Below are 18,021 nucleotides of genomic sequence, written 5' to 3'. Positions count from 1 at the left end.
AAATTTTCTATGTGCCCGGCGAAGCCCGGGATGGTTTTGCTTCACCCCTTGATAGCTGTGCCAGTTGAGCGGCTACGCCGCCGGACGCAGGAGGCCAAGATGCTGAAGTCACCGCTACACGAATTCGTCAATGACTGCATCGCCCGGAATCAGGACGCTGACGGGCTCACCCAGGAAGAGCTGTACGGTCTATACCTCAGCTGGTGCTCCCTCCGGGGATCCACGCCCGCCCCAGCCAGAACTTTCAGAGCAGGGCTGCGCGCGGTGAACATCCGGCCCAACCAGCGCGGCGGCCTGTGCACAGGGCTGGCGATGACCGGCCCCGCTGCCTGCGACTACATCCTCCACCGGGAACTCCCGCTCGCACCGCTCCCCCAGGAGATCCAAGGGAATGCCGCCGACGACATCCGAACCGCCCCGATCGGCCGGGAGCTCACGGAAGGAAACGGCCCGGCGTCAGCCCCGGCCGCTTAGGCCTGAGCGGATTCCTCGAACCGTCGGGGACGATGGTTACGTGCCGCAACCTGCCTCAGCAGCTCAGGTTCCGCAGAAGGTCCGGTAAGGGCCGAAGTTTTCCGGGGCGGCAGCGGCGTAATTCTCGAGACCGGGCCGCTCTTCGAAGGGTGAGGCTACCGCGTCCATCAACCGTTCCAACGGACCCGTGTTCCCGCCGGTGGCGGCGGTCAGGGCCTCCTCCACCAGATGGTTCCGCGGGATGTAGACGGGGTTGACCCCGTCCATGGCGTCAGCATCCGGCGCCAGGGCGCGCCAGCGCCTTACCCAGGCATCGAACCCTGCCGGGTCCAGAACCTGGCCCCGCGCAGGCTCAGCCTGGCCGCGGGCGGCTTTGCCGAGGTGCCGGAAAAACGATGTGTAGTCCGCCCGTGACTCCCGAATCAGAGCCACAAGTTCGTCCACAAGAGGCGAGGTCACTTCATCGTCGAGCCCTTCGCGGAACCCCAGCTTGGTCTTCATGCCTGCCGACCAGGCTTCACTGTACTGCCGGCGGAAGTCGCTGAGTGCTTCCACCGCGAGCTCCACCGCCTGCTCCTGGTCATCGTGGAGCAGAGGCAGGAGGGACTCCGCGAGCCGGGCAAGGTTCCACTCCGCCATCACCGGCTGATTGCGGTAGGCGTAGCGCCCGGTTTCGTCGATCGAACTGTAGACGACGGCGGGGTCGAAGCCTTCCATGAAGGCACACGGCCCGTAGTCGAGGGTTTCGCCCGAGATCGTCATGTTGTCGGTGTTCATGACCCCGTGAACGAATCCTACGAGCATCCACTGGGCCACCAGCGAAGCCTGGGCGGATATGACCGCTTGGAATAGTGCGAGATAACGGTTCTCGGCCTCCGCGGCGGCCCGGTGGTGACGGGATACTGCGTATTCGGCGAGGCGGCGAAGGAGGCCGATGTCGCCCGTGGACCGGGCGTACTGGAAGCTGCCGACGCGCAGGTGGCTGCTGGCAACCCGGGTAAGAACGGCGCCGGGCAGGACCGTCTCGCGCTGCACCGAGCGCCCCGTCGCGACGACGGCGAGGGATCGTGTGGTGGGAATGTTCAGCGCGTGCATCGACTCGCTCACGATGTATTCGCGCAGCATGGGACCGACCACTGCCTGGCCGTCGCCGTTTCGCGCAAACGGCGTGCGTCCCGATCCCTTGAGGTGGATGTCGCGGAGCTGCCCGTCCGCGTGCCCGATCTCGCCGAGCAGGAGTGCGCGTCCGTCGCCGAGACGGGGTGCGTACCAGCCAAACTGGTGGCCGGCGTATGCCTGCGCCACCGGACTGGCCTCCGCAGGGATGGCGTTGCCGATCAGCAAAAGCAGACCCTCAGGGCTCCGCAGAAAGGCCGGATCGAGACCTAGCTCGGTGGCGAGTTGCTCGTTGAGCACCAGAAGGTGCGGGTCCGGAGCCTCCTCCGCGCGCCAAGGAATAGCCATCTCCTTGAACTCCCGGGCGAAGCGGCCATCAAATGTGACAGTTGAATGCGCGATGTCACTCATCTATCAAGGATACGGTCGACACTGTCAGCAACGTCGCAGGGCTAAGCGCGGAGATGCGGAGGTTCTTTGGTGACTTTCTCGATATCGGCCGCGGTGACTTCGATCAGCTGATGCGCCAAGTCCGCCAGGGCGCGTGCGGTCGCCAGCTCGTCCCCGATCTCCGGGACATCGGAGTCAATCGGATTCAGCCTGGCCAACCCGACACCTTCCAGTTCTGCCCGGTTCTCAGCCCTCAATCGCGCCGTGGCCCGCGTTTGGTTTTCATGTTCGTCGATAACGATGTTCACCGACCAGCTTTTCTCTTGCATGGTGCTCGCCTCCCCGATCTGACTTCCACCATGCCAAGCACTGGGCAAGCCGTCAAGGTCCGCAAACTTCCCCGCTGTGCAGGCTCATGCAGGGTCACGGGGACTACGTGTTGAGGTCCCAGTGGACACGGATTGCCTCTGCAATCGGTCCGGCAGTGATATCGACTCGGAAAGCAACGGGCGCGGTCCCTGTCTCTTCGATGACCACGTCATGGTAAACGCGGCCGCATGAGGGACACAGGGTGTAGAGATCCTCGTCTTCAGGCCACGTAGCCAGCCCCGCGGGCACTGCCGTGTTTCCGCCGATGTGAACCGGGATGCCTTGTGAGTTGGCCTGAATCAATCCCTCGTTGCTGACGGTATTGCCGCATACGCAGGTGATGGTGGTGACGTCATGATCGATGACCTCAGCGAATTCGGCGTCCATGATGAGCTCCCGGCGTTGGAAGAAAGCCTTCAGTCGTAGAGTATGCCTGCGGGCCAGCTTATGGGGTCGTGCGAACCAATTAACGTCAGCAATTTCGCCGGCCGCACAGCTGCTCTGGCTGGGACATCCGATCATTGCTAGCGTGGCGGAATGAACCCGTCGAAGACCCCCGCCGAGATCCTCGACATTGCCGGTAACGAGGTTCGCATCTCGAATCCGGACAAGGTGGTGTTCCCCGAGCCCGGGCTGACCAAGCTCGACTTGGTTCGCTACTATCTCGCCGTCGCGGATGGTGCGCTGCGGGGCGCCGGCGGACGACCCATGGTGCTCAAGCGCTTCCCGAAGGGGATCGGCGCTGAGCCGTTCTTTCAGAAGCGCGTGCCTGAAAACCACCCTGACTTCATCTACACGACGACGCTGCACTACGCGTCGGGGACATCAGCCGAAGAGACCGTCATCCGGGATGCTGCGGGCTTGGCGTGGGTCGTGAATCTTGGATGCCTGGACCTCAACCCGCACCCCGTGCGCGCGGAGGACCTCGAGCACCCCGACGAGCTCCGGGTCGACCTCGACCCGATGCCGGGGGTCGACTGGTCGCAGATCGTTGACGTCGCCTATGTCGCGCGGGAGGTGCTCGACGATGTGGGACTGGTGGGGTGGCCGAAGACGAGCGGTTCGCGGGGACTCCACATCTTGGTACGCATCGCGCCCCAGTGGTCCTACCGTGACGTGCGGCTCGCCGCCGAGACCCTCGCCCGCGAGGTCGAGAACCGCGCTCCGGGCCTCGCCACCGCGCGGTGGTGGAAGGAGGAGCGTGGTGAGAGTGTGTTCGTCGATTTCAATCAGAACGCCAAGGACCGCACCGTAGCATCGGCTTACTCGATCCGACCCCTGCCCGACGCCCGGGTCTCGACCCCGCTCACTTGGGACGAGGTTACCTCCACCCGGCCGGAACAGTTCACGGCGCCCACGGTGCTTGAGCGCTTCGCCGTGATGGGCGACCCCCACTCCGGCATCGACGACGCGGTAGGGACACTCGACAGACTCATCGCTTTGGCTGCCGAACTAGGACCCGCCGAAAAGCCGCCGCGCGCTGGCGATGGCTTGGGCCGCCGGCAGTCGGTGATGCCGCTTATCGAGGTGGCACGGACCAAGACCAAGCCCGAGGCGCTCGCGGCGCTCGATGAATGGAAGACACGGCATGCGGGCCTTGTCCCGGCCCTGCATCCCGCCGACATACTCGTCGACGGAATGCGCGGATCGAGTTCGCTCTGGTACCGGGTGCGGGTGAACCTGCAGCATGTCCCCGAAAATGAGCGGCCGTCACAGGAGGAGCTCGTCGCTGACTACGACCCGTGGGCGGGCAAAGAGTGGCCGGGGCGTTAAAGCCCGCCTTCAGAATGCAATCGAGAACCCGGGAAGTGATGCGTCCCGCTCGGTATAGGCGACGCCGTCGACCCGCAACCCGTCCGGGTTGAGCAGTGTAATCTGGCCTCCGTTGTTCGGCAGCACAACCGTCGGTATCAGCGTGATCCGAACTGTGTCGCCGGCCTCAATCGAACCGGACAAATCCATCGCGTTCTTGTCCTTGTCGAGTATCCGCCAACCATGCAGGTCCACGGTTTGGCCCGTGGCGTTAAGCAGGGTCACCGTCTCAACTTCTGGAGACACCACGGGATTCGCCAGGGCTCCCACGATGCGTACCGCACCGTCGGGTGCTTCCGGCGTCGGAAGGAAGCCAGGATCAAACGGCCGCAGCGAAATGCCCGAATCCGAAGGCGGACCGCTGACCTCCGACCTGATCTGATGGCCCGTCGTATCGTCAGTGTGCCAGGTCTGGGACTGGAACTTGAGAAATATCCCCACCCATTGGTTTTGGTGCGGAAAGTACAGGACCAGTGCGCCGTCCTGGTAGACGCCGTCGTCCGCGACGAAGCGGCCAACGTTTGCCTGATTCATGTGGATATCGTGCACGCCATTGCCCGGCATGAATCCGAAGATCTTGTCCTTCTTGCGTTCCTCCGGCCCCCATCGCTCCCCGAAGGCGTAGATCAACGCGTCTTCGTCAGCCATCGCCCGCTGCACATAATGGTCGATTTTCTCATTCAGATCGTTGTCCGGTCCGGGAACGTTGAATGGCAGCGGCACCATGTCGCGCGGGTCGAACAGATTGGATCGAATGAAATCCAGGGCCGGGCCGCCCGGCGTCGACTCGAGTTGGTGCCAGCCCGTTTCCAGTGCATCAAGTTGCGCCAGGAAGGGATGCTCGAAGTGAGAATCCACAAGGTACTCAACCTCCGAGGGGCTGAGGGCAGAGGCAACGTTGACTGCGATGCGGTAGTCGGTCGTGTCGTCAACCACGTGGATCTGATAATGAGGATTGCTGCCGGACCCCAACCTACGATTAATGGGGGTCCCCTTAAGAACTCCATATTCTTTCAACGGCATTTTGGACTCCAATCCTTCGGATACTCACCGGCTTTGCCGCATTGAGATCGCTTCCCACATCTGGTCACCCATCGGGGTACGCCTGACAACCTCGGATCCCCGGAAGCCAAGCGACTCATAGAGGCTTCGGGCCGGAGTGTTGTGGGCGATCACGCCTAGGGTCAATTCGGTTACGGTCGGGGTCCCGTAGGCTGTGGCCCTCAACAGTTCCATCAGCTTCCGCCCCAGCCCTTCGCCCCGGCGGCCCGGATCGACGATGATGGAGCCCAGACGACACGTCCGTGCTTCGTCGTCGAGCAGCAGGGTGCCGTGCCCGAGAACCGCGCCGGTGGTTTCATCGATTCCAGTCCAGTACTGGCGGTTCGCATTGGCCAGGTACGTCTCCAGCTGGAATCGGCTTAGTGGCCACGAGAACGTAGGTCCTGTCCACAGCACCATGGCTTCTTCGTCGGGAATCCAGCTCAGGAAAACGTCCAGATCAGCGACTGACGTGGGCCTTAGCAACATTCCTGCATTCTAAGCACAGCACGGTCTTCACAAATGGCCCCACACCGGTCCCGGCCGCATCTGCACCAGACATACGCGATGTCCTGTGTCCGCCTCCGCCGGTTCGCTTGTGGCCATCTGCCGTTCACCTGTCCGTACCGGGGGTTCATTACCGGCAAGTAACGTGGCGATCTCTTGTTGAGATCCAACTTTGAGAGGCTCCCGAATGAGCACGACTCGCACCCGAGGCATCCTCACGGCCGCCGCAGCAATCGTCCTGGCCGCGTCTGCAATCAGCGCCACTGCGGCCGCCCAGGCCGCAGGCAACAACACCGATTCCGGCAACCACGCTGACAGGAACACGGCCCTGGCCGACACCTTCAACGGTGTTGACCGGAACACGAAATGGCAGCAGACCTCCAAGCTGAAGCTGAACTTCCCTACGTACCACACCGAGGGAATCGCCTACAGCCAGGACCACATCTTCCTCTCGGCAGTTCAGATCATTGAACCGACCGTGAAGTTCCCGACCCCGCAGAACGGGTTCGACCGCACCCCCGGCAGGGGTGTCGGCCACCTGTTCGTCATGGACAAGGCCGGCAACCTGCAAAAGGACATCATCCTGGGCGAGGGCGACATGTACCACCCGGGCGGCATCGACTTCGACGGCACCAATGTCTGGGTTCCCGTGGCCCAGTACCGGCCCGACAGCAGCGCCATCATCTACCGAGTCGACGCGAGCACCCTCGACGTGCACAAGCAGTTCCAGGTGAAGGACCACTTCGGCGGCATCGTGATGGACAAGCAGACCGGCCATCTGGTCGGCAACACCTGGGGTTCGCGCCGCTTCGCGGAATGGGACCTGCAGGGCAAGCAGCTCTCGACCTGGCAGAACCCGAACTACTTCGTCGACTACCAGGACTGCCAGTACGTGCCCGGCTCCAGGATGCTCTGCAGCGGGATCACCAACCTCCCGCAGACCCCGGCGGCCGGCGGCACCGGCGCCACCTACGAACTCGGCGGCATGGCGATGATCGACCTCAAATCCCGCAGCGTGATCCGCGACGTCCCGTTCCAGCAGTGGTCCACGGCAGGGCACGTGGCCACGCGCAACCCGTTCAAAATGACCGCCGACGGCGGACACCTCACCATGAAGGTGGCCCCCGACAACGGCGACGAAGGCAGCGGCACCGAAATCCTCACCTACGAAGCCACCGTCACCCCCGCCAAGTAACGGGAATCCGGTCCCCCAAGCAGCATACGAATGCCGGCCATCAGCCACCGGCGTCCCTGAACAGGAACGATTGGATACCCCCATGCCTCGTCCACAACGATTCACCCGAAAGCGCATCGCCGCCGCCACGGGCGCCACAGCCCTGGCGGCCTCGGCACTGACAGCCGGCCTGATCGGTATCGGCGCAGGTCCGGCCTCCGCAGGCGGAAACCACAACGGTACCGCGACGCCGATCAAGCACGTGGTGGTGATCTTCCAGGAGAACGTCTCCTTCGACCACTACTTCGCCACCTACCCCCACGCTGCCAACGCCCCGGGTGAAACCCAGCAGGGCACCGGCACCGCGGCGGCCTCCTTCACCGCCGCGAAAAACACCCCCAAGGACATCAACACTCTGGCCACCACCGGACTGCTGGCACCGAACAACCCCAACTCGGCGCAGCCTGCCCGACTCTCGCCGGCACAGGCCGTCACCTGCGACCAGGACCACAACTACGGCGCGGAGCAGAAGGCCTACAACGGCGGGGCGATGGACAAGTTCGTCCAGTTCACCAGCCGCGACGCCTGCGGCACGAATCAGTACGGACGTCCCGGCCTGACCATGGACTACTACGACGGCAACACCGTCACCGGTATCTGGAACTACGCCCAGAACTACTCAATGAGCGACAATCACTTCAGCACCGTCTTCGGCCCCTCCACACCGGGGGCGCTGAATCTGGTCTCCGGCCAGACACATGGGGCCACCGAATACACCCCCACCGGACAACCCGTGGCCACGCCGGCAGGCGGCAGCAGCGCCGTCCGCCAGCCGGATGCGAACGGCGTCGGCACCGTCATCAACGACCCGGACCCGGTCCACGACGACTGCTCGAACAACAGCCACGCCAAGGCCGGCAACCTTGCCGGCATGAGCGGCCGGAACATCGGCGACCTGCTCAACGCCAAGGGCACGTCCTGGGGCTGGTTCCAGGGCGGCTTCACACCGACCACCGCCGCGACAGCGACCGCCCCGGGGTCGTGCCTGTCCAGCCACACGAACGCCGCCGGCGCCAGCGTCGTTGACTATTCCCCGCACCACCAGCCGTTCCAGTACTACGCCTCCACCGCCAACCCGCACCACCTGGCACCGGCGTCCGACGCGGAAATCGGCCACAACGGCCAGGCGAACCACCAGTACGACCTCACCGCGTTCAACAAGGTGGTCAACACCGACAACATGCCCGCCGTGTCCTTCCTGAAAGCGGGAATGTTCCAGGACGGCCACGCCGCCTACTCTGACCCGGTCGACGAGCAGAACTTCATCACCAACACCGTGAACCAGATCCAGAAATCCCAGAACTGGGAGAACACGGCCGTGGTGCTCGCCTACGACGACTCGGACGGCTGGTACGACCACGTCGCCGCCAAAGCAAAGAACTCCTCCAACACCGCCGACGACGACGCCTGGTGCCGGAACGCCGCAGCCAGCGGAGTCCCGATGGCCGGCGGCTACGCTGACCGCTGCGGCCCCGGCCCCCGCCAGCCGCTAGTGGTCATCTCCCCTTACGCGAAGAAGAATTACGTGGACCACACCCAGACCGACCAGGCCTCGATCCTGCGCTTCATCGAGGACAACTGGCGCACGGGCCAGATCGGCGACGCCTCTGCCGACGCCACCGCCGGCTCGGTGAACGCCATGTTCAACTTCGACAAACAGCGCAACGACAAGGTCCTGCTCAACGAACAGACCGGCGCCGTCGCCTCCACCGAGCACGGCAACAACAACTCGGGAAAGTAAACACCTGCAGCAGTCCGGTCGGTGACCGCCGGCCAAACAGCCCCCATGGAAACGCCACCCGGCCAGCTGCCGGGTGGCGTTTCATGTCATCGGCAGCGCAGCACTGGTATTGGAAACACGCCTAGCCCCCCTGGTCAACGGCCGACATATCGCCTACGCCAGGCGTGCCCTCGGCGAGCGCGTAGCGCTGCAGCACCGCACCCTTCGGTGAGACGACGACCGGCTCGATGAGTCTGAGGTTCGTCGGAACCACCCCGCCGGCGAAGACCTTCTTTCCACCGCCGAGGAGGATCGGATACACCCAGAGCGTGAGCCGATCGAAGAGCTGCTCGGCGAACAGGGTCTGCACGAACTCGAGACTCCCGATGACGTGGATGTTCGCGTGCCGGTCGCGCAGTTCGCGCACGGCGGCGACGACGTCAGGGCCGAGCAGTGTGGAGTCGGCCCACTCGAGGGTGGGCGTCTGGCGCGAGGCCACGTATTTCGGGAGGCGGTTGAACAGCCGCGCGATTTCCCCGTCGGCGTGCGGCCAGTACGCGGCGAAGATGTCGTAGGTCCGGCGCCCAAGCAGCAGCGCGTCCATCCCCGCCATCCCAGAGTTGATCTGCTCGCCGACTACCTCGTCTATGAGAGGCGCCTGCCAGCCGCCAAATGCGAAACCGTCGTCAGTGTCCTCGTCCGGCCCGCCGGGCGCCTGCGCGACGCCGTCGAGCGTGGTGAACAGGTCGATATGGATGAGTCCCATGCCGTGCTCCTTCTCTGTCGCCCGTCGCCGCCCCGGCGACGGGATCACTTCGAAGCTGTCACATGATCCCTCTGCGAAGCAACGGTTTTCAACGTTCGCACAGTGCCTTGGCGCGTACCACCTCTCCGATCTCGACGAGGGCTGAGACGAGCCCGACGAAGCAGGTCGTGAAGGTCCCCTCGACGCCGGTGAGTCCGTCGTCGGTCTCCTCGGTGCGGTAGCGCAGGACGAGCCCGTCCCGAAGCCGTCGGCCACGCCCTATTCCCAGCCCCCTACTCCCCCAGCTTGCTCGGGCACTGTCGCGCCTCGAACCGGACCGCCGAGGCAGAGCCGCCGGCGGACGGCCGGTCGGCCGGTCGCCCGGAGTTGATCGCCCCGGACGGCTCCGGAGCCTTCCTGGCCCGCCTGATCGATGAATGGGGCCTGGGAGTTCCGCACGTCATCGGCCCGGACGTTGGCACGGCCGCGGCGCTTTTCCTTGCTGCGAAGGCCCCAGATCGGGTCACGAGCCTGACCATCGGCGGCGGCGCGGTCCGCTTTCCGATCGACGCGGGCGGGGCGCTCAAGGAGATCATCGAAGCGCCGACTCTGGATGACGTGCGCGCCCTCGACGCCAGAACGAATATCGGATACGCGGTCGAGCCGGCCGCCCCGAGCATCAGCGAGCCGGAGGTCCACGAGGACTACGTCAGCGCTTACGACCTCGGGCGCTTCGCAGAGTCGGCGCGGTTTGTGCGGACCTACCCCGAGCAGAACCCGGTGCTGCACGATCTGCTGCCGTCCATCACCACGCCGACCCAAATTGTCGCGGGCCGCCACGATGACCTCGTGCCGTGGTCGAACAGCGAATACCTGGACGACCTCCTCCCCCACAGCGAGATGCATCCTCTCGACGCCGGCCACTTCGCGTGGGAAGAAGCACCGGAGGACTACGGCCGACTGGTCGCCGACTGGGTCAGCGGCGGGTATCGACGCGTCGCGGACTAGGCGGCCCATCAAGCCGCAATTCCTCACCCTGACGGTTACCGACATTCCCGACACCGAGCGTCCGTTCTGGCACGACTAGAACCCCAGCGCCTCATCGCAGAGGACGACCGTGATGCGGCCAGGGACCCACTCGCGATTGATCATGAGAACTTTGTTCACGCCGCTGTGCACACCGTAGGTTGCCTGGGCCCGCGCGTCCTCCAGCGGGAAGGCGTATTCATGGACGCGGCGCAGTGCGTCCTCAAGGCCCGGAACGATTTTCTGCGTCCCAACCAGGAGAATGACCTTGCCGGCGCCGGATGCGTACGGGCCGATTTGGCTGCCGCTTGCGGAGGCGACAACCAGCGACCCGGTCTCGGTGATGGCGTGGACACTACCGAGCATGACGTCGGGCGACGCGCTGAGGCGGCGGATCTCGCCGGCCTGCGTCGCGCGGTCCATGGCGTGGAGCCGTGGTCGGAGCGGCTTGTACCGGCCGGACTTCTCTATCTCCTCGGTGATGCCCGCAGCCTCGAGCGAGGCCGATGCGCCTTGATGCACTTGCGACCCCGCGGGGATGAGATCCAGGACCATGCGTTTGGCTTCTGCGCTGGTCCGGGCGCGAAGGACGGTGATCCCGTTCGCTTCCAGCCCGACCGCGGTCCGCGCCACGCGGTCCTCCTCGGCCTGGGCCGAGAATTCGCGACTCAGTGTCCTGCTGGGCTGTACTTCACTCATGAGACGGTCCTCCTCACCGCTCTGTTGTACTTGCGATTGCAAATACCTAAGGAGTTAACTGGTGAACATGGACGAAAATTCCCCACCAACCGCCGTGGCTGCCCTCTTCGACCGGCTTGTCGACGAGTCGCTTCCCGGGCAGCGCGGAGAGAAGGCATGGCGCGCGTTGTTGCACGCCCACGCCACACTCATGCGCCAGCTCGACACCGATCTCAGGGAGGACACCGGCCTGCGCCTCGCCGATTTCGACGTCCTGGCTCAGCTGGCCGCGGCGGGCGGCGAGCTACGGATGACTGACCTCGCAGTCCGCACGCTCATCTCGCGCTCGGGATTGACGCGCCGCGTCGCGAGGTTGGTTGATGATGGCCTGGTGCGCCGGGCGAACGTCGCCGGGGACGGGCGCGGCGTGGTTGTCGCGTTGACCGACGCCGGCGTCGCCCGTCTGGCGGAAACGGTGCCTGTGCATCTTCGCGGTGTGTCCAAACTGTTCGTCGAGCGGCTCGACGATCAGGAACTCGCCGTTCTCGAGACCGCCCTTGGAAAAGTCATCGTCGACTGCACGTTCGGCTGAGAATACGGCCCGGGTGAGCCTTGCTCAGCTGCCTCCCTGCCAGTCGATGACGACGATGGACTGGTCATTCTCACCACCTCACGGACAGGGATGGTGCGGCGTCAGACCCCAGCCTGCTTCAGAGCCTGCTCCTCGTGTCGGTAGCCGACTGTCTCGTATGCGACGTCGATGAGGGCTGGCGAGACGGCGACGAGGAGGGGTGTGGCGCCCACGCTCGCACCCAGGCCCACCGCGACCACGGCGGATGCAAGGACGATCGCGGCCGCGCGAAGTACAGCCACCACATCGCGAAGGCGAGTGCAGTGCCGCCGAAGGCGACGAGCACGGCCTCGACCGACCAACCCGATCGGTCGACGACAGCCGAGATCGCCAGGACCGTGCCGAGGATCACCTCGCCGAGTGTGATGATCACGAGCAGCGAGTACCGTTCGGCGATGTGGTGGGGATGCCACGGGGTGCCGCCGTCCTTGCGCTCGGCGAGGAGCGGGCCCGCCAGCTCGACCCCGGTGAGAGCCACGATGATCCACGACGTCGTCCCGATCGGGAGCGAGGCGAAGATGAGTGCTACCCATCCGACCTGCGCCACCGAGACAAAGGCCGCGTAGGCCAGGCAGGCCCGTCGATGCTCAGGATCATGCCGCGCAGCGGGCTAGCAGGTAGATCCGTCCCTGTGTCATGGTTCTCGCCGCCACTAGATGACACAACTGATTGACTCACGAGACTTCGAGTTCGCCATCAAGATGCTCGCCGACTACGCCACCGCCCCGCCATGGACCAGACGCAACAACCCCCGAACGGGACAGGGACAGACTTTGGCCCATTCGCTTCCCCGCGGATGCCGTCGGAATGCCCTGCCGTCGCAGGTGCCATGACGCGGCTCGGAGCAGATGGGAGGATGGGCGCATGGAACTGCACATCACTGGCGACCCCGCCGCCGACCAACTGCTCAGCAATGACGCGTTCGCACTCCTAACCGGCATGCTGCTTGACCAGCAGGTGACCATGGAGTCTGCGTTTGCCGGACCCGAAAAGATCCGGACTCGCATCGGGTCCATGGCCCCTGCCGCAATCGCCGAATATGACCCGGCAGGCTTCGTTGAGATCTTCAAGGAGCGTCCGTCCGTCCACCGCTTTCCTAGCTCTATGGCCAGCCGCGTCCAAGACCTCGCCGCGACCGTACAGCGCGATTGGAATGGGGACGCAACTGCCATCTGGAACCAGGACGACCCTGACGGACAGGAAGTGCTGCGGAGGTTGAAGGGATTGCCCGGCTTCGGAGAGCAAAAGGCAAAGATCTTCCTCGCATTACTCGGCAAGCAGTGCGGACTCCAGGCACGAGGCTGGCGTGAGGCTGCTGAGCCCTATGGCCAGGAGAGCGCATTTCTTTCTGTCGCCGACATTGTGGACCCCGAGTCGCTGAAAAAAGTGCGCGCCAGCAAGCAGGCTGCCAAGGCCGCCGTCAAAGCCGCGAAAGCATCTGAGCGCTGACAAGAAGGGACCGACCATGCTGATCTGCGCAGCTTGCGCCGTCGAACGCGACGAACCCGCCCCGGCGGTCTGCCCGATGTGCGCCGATGAGCGGCAGTATGTGCCCGAGGACGGACAAAAGTGGCTCACACTGGACGGGCTGGCGCAGCAGGGCCAGCAGACAGTGTTGAAGGAGAACGAGCCGGGACTGATCGGTATCACGACGGAGCCAAAAGTCGGGATCGGCCAGACCGCTCAGCTTGTGGTGACAACCGAGGGTTCGCTGCTGTGGGATCCGGCCGGATATGTCGATGACAACGCTGTGACGGCGGCGCTCGAGCGGGGCCCGGTCCTGGCTATCGCCGCTAGCCATCCACACATGTTTGGTGTGCAGGTCGAATGGTCGCATCGGCTCGGTGGCGTCCCTGTACTTGTGGCGGACGCAGACCGGCGATGGCTGGGGCGCCATGATCCGACCATCGAATTCTGGTCCGGCAGTCAAACTATCGCCGAAGGGTTGACACTGCACCAGACCGGGGGGCATTTCCCGGGCAGCGCGGTGGTGCACTGGGCTGCAGGAGCGGCCGGCAGAGGAGTTCTGCTGACCGGTGACAGCGTGTTTCCGAATCCAGACCGTCGTTCCATCGCCTTCATGCGCAGCTACCCGAATCGTTTGCCGCTGTCCGGCGCGGTGGCGTTGCGAATCGCCGCGCAGCTGGGAGAGCTCAAGTTCGACCGGATCTACGGCAACTTCAACAATGTAATCGCGTCCGGAGCCAAGGCCATTCTGCACGATTCCGCCCAACGGCACGCTGCCTGGGCCCGAGGAGACTTCGACCATTTGACCTGAAATCCCATTTCCCCCTTAACGCGGTGCCGCCACCGGGCCGGGCTGTGACCGCAGCGTGCCCTTGACGCAGCTCGGGCCACAAGGGTATACAAGGGCCATCCCGGTGTCGTCGCGGGGGTCACCACCGCAGGACAAACGCGGGAAGCGGGGGGGCCGTCATTATGAACCACGGCGGAGCAGCGGAGTGAGGTGTGAACGATGACCGGATTAGCTGCCCTCCGCTTCGTGGCGCTCGGCTGGGCAGGCTTCATCGCCGCGGAAGCAGGGATTGCCGACGACTGGGGGTACTACTTCGGCGTCTTCGTGATTGTGCTGGCCCAGTGCGCCGGTGTACCGCTTCCCGCCGTGGCCGTACTGCTTGGCGCCTACGCCTCGGCGCGCCACGGAGATCTGAACCTTGCCGCCGTTATCGCGGTCGGCAGCCTGGGGGCCATGCTCGGGAGCACTATTGGCTACGTACTTGGGCGGATGGGAGGCCGTCCGTTGATGCTGCGACTTGCACAGCGCTTCCACGCCGACCAGAATCGCATCGTCCAACTGGAGTCGTTCTTCGAGCGACACGGCGGCAAAGCCTTGTTCTTCGGCCGCTGGGTCATTGTCGTCCGGCTCTGGGGCGCCATTGCCGCGGGGGCTGCCAAGATGCCGTGGCCCATGTTCCTGCTGTGGACCATCACAGGGTCCATTGCCTGGGTCGCGAGCCTCAGCATTCTCGCCTATCTGGCCGGGGCCATCGCCCAAGCCATCGGTGACGCTCTCGACATCGGCGGCTGGGTGCTGGTCCCCGTCGTCGTACTTGGCCTGGTGATCGTCTGGCGCCGGCGCAGACGCCGGAAGCTCAAGTCAGCGGAAGCGTCAGGGGACGGCGTGCCCGACGCCGAATGAAGCCGGGCCTAAGTGTCCCGCCCGGGAGCAACCTCGGCCCCGACACTTGAACCTCCGGCCCCGCACCGCTCGACGAAACGAGAGCCGCCGCGGCTGGGCGTCCGACATACTAGTTTTATGCAGGCGACGACGGTGTTGGTCGAGGGCGAGAGTGACCGGCTGGCGGTCGAGACGCTGGCCCTTCGCCTTGGCCATGACCTGACAGCTATGCGGGTGTCGGTCGTACCGATGGGAGGCGCGACCAGCATCGTCCACTTCCTCGACCGCTACGGCCCGAATGGCGCGGGCCACCGGTTGCTCGGCCTGTGTGATGAAGGAGAATCTCGTGGCATCGCCCGCGCGCTCGGCCGGGCAGGTATCGGGTCCGGTTCGCTGGCCGAGCTTGGGTTCCACGTCTGTCAGGCCGATCTAGAGGACGAACTCATCCGCTGCCTTGGGATCGATGCCGTGCTCAAAGTCATCGCAGCCCAAGGCGAGCTCGCGTCGTTCCGGCTCCTCCAGCGCCAGCCGTCACTGCGAGAGCGGCCAATAGCAGCCCAGTTGCGCCGGTTCTTCGGAGGACGCAGCGGTAACAAGGTCCGATACGCGCCACTGCTAGTCGACGCATTGCCGGCCGGACATGCGCCTCCGCCGCTCGCTCGCCTCGTTGCATCATTCTCACGCTGATCCTGCTGTCCAAATAATGCTCGAATGCCTTCATCGCGTTCAACCACGTCATGACGAGCATTGAGTGAGGACTGTGTTAGTGCTCCGCTTCTGCGGCAGCCTTCTTTGCGTTCTTCTCGGCGTCCTTCGCGGCGCGCAGAGCCTCCGTCTCGTGCTGTTCCTCGGCTTTTTCCTGGTGGATGACCTCTGCCAGGAGCTTCTCCATCTCCTTGGCCACGCCGGCGGCTGATGCCGGGTTCTGGCCGGTCACCAGCCGGTCGTCGACGACAACCTTCTCCTCAAAGACACCAGCGGAGACGTGGGTGGCACCCTGTTCCTCAAGCCGGTCTGCCAAGAAGAATGGGATGACCTTGTCCTTCCCTGCGGCAACTTCCTCGTCGTTGGTGAAGGCGGCGACCTTCCGGCCCTCGACCAGCCGAAAGCCGTTGGCCAGTTCCACGTTCACAAGTCCGGCCGGCCCGTGACAGACAGCGCCCACCACGCCGCCGGCGTTGTAGATGCTGGCCACCAGGTTCTGCAAGCCTTCGCTGTCCGGGAAGTCCCACATGGTGCCGTGGCCGCCCACGAGGAAGACGGCGTCGTACTGGTCGGGATCAACGACGTCGACACGGGCAGTGTTATAGAGACCGGCACGCGTGGTCTCGTCCTCCGTCAAGGCGACCTGGATGGGATCTCCTGCGTCCACCTCGTCGCGCGGGGGCTGGCCGCCCTGGATGGACGCGAAGTCGACGAAATGCCCGGAATCCTTGAAGACCTTCCAGGGATGTGCAGCTTCGGCCACGTTGTAGCCGGTCTTCTCTCCGGTATCGCCGATCTCGGAAACGCTGGTCAGTACCATGAGGATTTTCTTCATGAGGTGTCCTTTCGTCTAACTTCCACCCTACGCCCAGCCCAATTCGGGCCCTCCCTCGTTACTGCTTTCTAGCCCGCCGACACATCGATCAGCACCTTGCCGACGATGTTCTCTTCCACCGCCGCGTGGGCCGCAGCGGTGTCAGCCAGGTCAAAGCGATGCAGCGGCAGGCCTGCGGCCTCTCCCACCGGAAGCGCGCCGTCGGCGATGGCCGCATTGATGTCCTCCGCGGCGGCTTGCACCGCCGCCATGCCAACGGTGTAGAGCAGCACGAACTGGTAGCGGACGTTGAGGCTGAAATGCCTGCGCACGTCCAGGCTCATCTGATCGCCGCCGTTGTTGGCGTAGACGGCGACGGAGCCGCGGTTGCGGATCACTGCCAGGTCGAGTTCCGCGTTCTGCGCGGGTGCCACCTCCACGATCTGGTCGACGCCGTTGGGAGCGATCCGGCGGATCTCCGCGGCCGCGTGGGTTTCCCGGTAATTGATGACGTGATCGGCGCCGGCGGCCGTGACCAGCGCAGCCTTCGCCGGTCCGCTCACGGTCGTGATCACGACGGCGCCGGCCCACTTGGCGAGCTGGATCGCCGCATGGCCCACGGCGCCGGCCCCTCCAGCGACGAGAACTACTTTGCCGTCCAAGGTTCCCGGGTGCAGCCGCCGCGGGCCGTCCTCGGCGATGGTCAGGGCCCGGTGGGCGGTGATCGCGGGAACGCCCAGGCTTGCGCCGAGGTCGAACCCGGCGTTCTCCGGCAGCGGAAAGACCCGCTCGACCGGAAGGACGGCGAACTCCTGGGCTGTCCCGCCGTCGGCGCGCTGGTAGGCGGCCAAGGCCAGCCAGACCCTGTCACCGACGTGGAGGTGTTCGACGCCGGGTCCGACGGCGTCCACCACTCCGGCGCCGTCTTGGTTCGGCACGACCTCCGCGAAGGGCAAGGGCTCGCCCGGTTTGGCGCCGCGGCGCGACTTCCAGTCGGTGGGGTTCACCGCGGAAACCATGATCCGCACGCGCACCTCCCCGCGCCCCGGGTCGCGGATCTCGCGGTCGACGAGCTCGAGAACAGACGGATCGCCGGTGGCACGGTACACGATTGCTTTCATACTCAGACCTAACGCCGGCCCCGACCGAAAATTCCCGCCGGGTGCTGCACCAGATGCGGGCTCCCCGGTGGTGGCCGGTGAGCTCAGCGGTCAGCCATCCGAACTGCTGGCCGATACCGAGACCCTGCAGGGGCACCTCGTACGGCCAGCGGCTGTCCCGGAGTGCGGTGCGGCACGAAGTGCCGGCCAGGACTCCGAGCTTGACGCTCTCGAGGCCGGTGAGCTCGGCCGTCAGTTGACGGTGATTCCTGTGGTGGTCATGGGTATGTGTGCTCAGCGGCCCTTGCCTCTGCCCGGGGACGCGGAACTATCCGGACTGTCAGTGCCCATAGTCCCTTGACGCATTGCAAGCACCGGACGCAAAGTTCACACGAGAGCCATGCCTCCGATAGCCGATAACCGTCCGGGCCCGGCCCTCATGCCGCAACAACCGCTGCACGGCGGAGCATATTGCATCCCTTGAGCCCTCCCGGGCGGAGCCGCCTGCGGTCAACCACGG

General features: G+C 64.9%; 20 protein-coding genes and 1 pseudogene. 10 read left to right on the top strand and 11 right to left on the bottom strand.

Going from position 1 to position 18,021, the window contains the following annotated elements; translation table 11 throughout:
• The first annotated feature begins 99 nt into the window (after positions 1 to 99).
• Positions 100 to 474, top strand: coding sequence for a hypothetical protein (locus BLS42_RS04790; RefSeq protein ID WP_090577315.1), 375 nt, complete (start codon positions 100 to 102; stop codon positions 472 to 474).
• A 63-nt stretch (positions 475 to 537) separates the two neighbouring features.
• Here the strand turns inward: BLS42_RS04790 and BLS42_RS04785 are convergent, their stop codons facing one another.
• From BLS42_RS04785 to BLS42_RS04775, 3 genes are all read right to left on the bottom strand, one after another.
• A complete protein-coding gene (locus BLS42_RS04785) occupies positions 538 to 2,001 on the bottom strand; it encodes a protein adenylyltransferase SelO (RefSeq protein WP_090577312.1) in 1,464 nt (487 codons plus the stop codon).
• 41 nt (positions 2,002 to 2,042) lie between these two features.
• On the bottom strand, positions 2,043 to 2,309 hold the full coding sequence (locus tag BLS42_RS04780) for a DUF1876 domain-containing protein (protein ID WP_090577309.1): 267 nt from the start codon (positions 2,307 to 2,309) through the stop codon (positions 2,043 to 2,045).
• 103 nt (positions 2,310 to 2,412) lie between these two features.
• Positions 2,413 to 2,736 (bottom strand): hypothetical protein, encoded by a 324-nt coding sequence (locus BLS42_RS04775; RefSeq protein ID WP_090577306.1) that lies wholly within the window; start codon positions 2,734 to 2,736, stop codon positions 2,413 to 2,415.
• 150 nt (positions 2,737 to 2,886) lie between these two features.
• On the opposite strand from BLS42_RS04775, the gene ligD reads away from it, so the two are divergent.
• The gene (gene ligD / locus BLS42_RS04770) at positions 2,887 to 4,122 is read left to right on the top strand and encodes a non-homologous end-joining DNA ligase (protein ID WP_090577303.1); all 1,236 of its coding nucleotides are present in this window, start codon (positions 2,887 to 2,889) and stop codon (positions 4,120 to 4,122) included.
• A gap of 9 nt (positions 4,123 to 4,131) precedes the next feature.
• Here the strand turns inward: ligD and BLS42_RS04765 are convergent, their stop codons facing one another.
• The gene (locus BLS42_RS04765; RefSeq protein ID WP_090577300.1) at positions 4,132 to 5,184 is read right to left on the bottom strand and encodes a DUF2278 family protein; all 1,053 of its coding nucleotides are present in this window, start codon (positions 5,182 to 5,184) and stop codon (positions 4,132 to 4,134) included.
• 24 nt (positions 5,185 to 5,208) lie between these two features.
• A complete protein-coding gene (locus BLS42_RS04760; protein WP_090577297.1) occupies positions 5,209 to 5,691 on the bottom strand; it encodes a GNAT family N-acetyltransferase in 483 nt (160 codons plus the stop codon).
• A gap of 205 nt (positions 5,692 to 5,896) precedes the next feature.
• Between BLS42_RS04760 and BLS42_RS04755 the strand changes: the two genes are divergently transcribed.
• Together BLS42_RS04755 and BLS42_RS04750 are read left to right on the top strand one after the other, a co-directional pair.
• On the top strand, positions 5,897 to 6,904 hold the full coding sequence (locus BLS42_RS04755) for a DUF6454 family protein (protein ID WP_090577294.1): 1,008 nt from the start codon (positions 5,897 to 5,899) through the stop codon (positions 6,902 to 6,904).
• Between the two features lie 82 nt (positions 6,905 to 6,986).
• Positions 6,987 to 8,684: a phospholipase C gene (locus BLS42_RS04750; protein ID WP_090577290.1), complete on the top strand. Its 1,698-nt coding sequence runs from the start codon at positions 6,987 to 6,989 to the stop codon at positions 8,682 to 8,684.
• A gap of 121 nt (positions 8,685 to 8,805) precedes the next feature.
• On the opposite strand, the gene BLS42_RS04745 is transcribed toward BLS42_RS04750, so the two are convergent.
• Positions 8,806 to 9,429, bottom strand: coding sequence for a dihydrofolate reductase family protein (locus BLS42_RS04745; RefSeq protein WP_090577287.1), 624 nt, complete (start codon positions 9,427 to 9,429; stop codon positions 8,806 to 8,808).
• A gap of 285 nt (positions 9,430 to 9,714) precedes the next feature.
• Here BLS42_RS04745 and BLS42_RS04740 point away from each other — a divergent pair, with 285 nt between their 5' ends.
• Positions 9,715 to 10,416, top strand: coding sequence for an alpha/beta fold hydrolase (locus BLS42_RS04740; protein ID WP_143019143.1), 702 nt, complete (start codon positions 9,715 to 9,717; stop codon positions 10,414 to 10,416).
• 75 nt (positions 10,417 to 10,491) lie between these two features.
• Here BLS42_RS04740 and BLS42_RS04735 read toward each other — a convergent pair whose 3' ends face one another.
• On the bottom strand, positions 10,492 to 11,133 hold the full coding sequence (locus BLS42_RS04735) for a lactate utilization protein (protein ID WP_090577281.1): 642 nt from the start codon (positions 11,131 to 11,133) through the stop codon (positions 10,492 to 10,494).
• Positions 11,134 to 11,200: 67 nt separating this feature from the next.
• Between BLS42_RS04735 and BLS42_RS04730 the strand changes: the two genes are divergently transcribed.
• A complete protein-coding gene (locus tag BLS42_RS04730) occupies positions 11,201 to 11,704 on the top strand; it encodes a MarR family winged helix-turn-helix transcriptional regulator (protein ID WP_090577934.1) in 504 nt (167 codons plus the stop codon).
• Between the two features lie 101 nt (positions 11,705 to 11,805).
• Here BLS42_RS04730 and BLS42_RS20500 read toward each other — a convergent pair whose 3' ends face one another.
• Positions 11,806 to 11,988 (bottom strand): hypothetical protein, encoded by a 183-nt coding sequence (locus BLS42_RS20500; protein ID WP_256336283.1) that lies wholly within the window; start codon positions 11,986 to 11,988, stop codon positions 11,806 to 11,808.
• A 29-nt stretch (positions 11,989 to 12,017) separates the two neighbouring features.
• Positions 12,018 to 12,290: pseudogene (locus BLS42_RS20495) on the bottom strand (low temperature requirement protein A); the annotation flags it as partial.
• Between the two features lie 317 nt (positions 12,291 to 12,607).
• Here BLS42_RS20495 and BLS42_RS04720 point away from each other — a divergent pair.
• The 4 genes from BLS42_RS04720 to BLS42_RS04705 all read left to right on the top strand — a co-directional run bounded on the left by BLS42_RS04720 (position 12,608) and on the right by BLS42_RS04705 (position 15,569).
• Complete coding sequence (locus tag BLS42_RS04720) at positions 12,608 to 13,192, top strand: HhH-GPD-type base excision DNA repair protein (protein WP_090577275.1); 585 nt, start codon at positions 12,608 to 12,610, stop codon at positions 13,190 to 13,192.
• Between the two features lie 16 nt (positions 13,193 to 13,208).
• Positions 13,209 to 14,021: an MBL fold metallo-hydrolase gene (locus BLS42_RS04715; protein ID WP_090577272.1), complete on the top strand. Its 813-nt coding sequence runs from the start codon at positions 13,209 to 13,211 to the stop codon at positions 14,019 to 14,021.
• Between the two features lie 198 nt (positions 14,022 to 14,219).
• The gene (locus BLS42_RS04710; RefSeq protein WP_090577268.1) at positions 14,220 to 14,903 is read left to right on the top strand and encodes a DedA family protein; all 684 of its coding nucleotides are present in this window, start codon (positions 14,220 to 14,222) and stop codon (positions 14,901 to 14,903) included.
• Positions 14,904 to 15,020: 117 nt separating this feature from the next.
• A complete protein-coding gene (locus tag BLS42_RS04705) occupies positions 15,021 to 15,569 on the top strand; it encodes a TOPRIM nucleotidyl transferase/hydrolase domain-containing protein (protein ID WP_090577265.1) in 549 nt (182 codons plus the stop codon).
• Between the two features lie 76 nt (positions 15,570 to 15,645).
• On the opposite strand, the gene BLS42_RS04700 is transcribed toward BLS42_RS04705, so the two are convergent.
• Both BLS42_RS04700 and BLS42_RS04695 read right to left on the bottom strand, forming a co-directional pair.
• On the bottom strand, positions 15,646 to 16,422 hold the full coding sequence (locus BLS42_RS04700) for a type 1 glutamine amidotransferase domain-containing protein (RefSeq protein WP_090577262.1): 777 nt from the start codon (positions 16,420 to 16,422) through the stop codon (positions 15,646 to 15,648).
• A gap of 68 nt (positions 16,423 to 16,490) precedes the next feature.
• On the bottom strand, positions 16,491 to 17,522 hold the full coding sequence (locus tag BLS42_RS04695) for an NADPH:quinone reductase (RefSeq protein ID WP_090577258.1): 1,032 nt from the start codon (positions 17,520 to 17,522) through the stop codon (positions 16,491 to 16,493).
• Positions 17,523 to 18,021: the final 499 nt, after the last annotated feature.

Source organism: Arthrobacter sp. ov407 (assembly GCF_900102895.1).
Classification (GTDB): Bacteria; Actinomycetota; Actinomycetes; order Actinomycetales; family Micrococcaceae; genus Arthrobacter.
The sequence above is the reverse complement of the archived record's forward strand: the minus strand, read 5'-3'. Positions and strand labels throughout refer to the sequence as shown.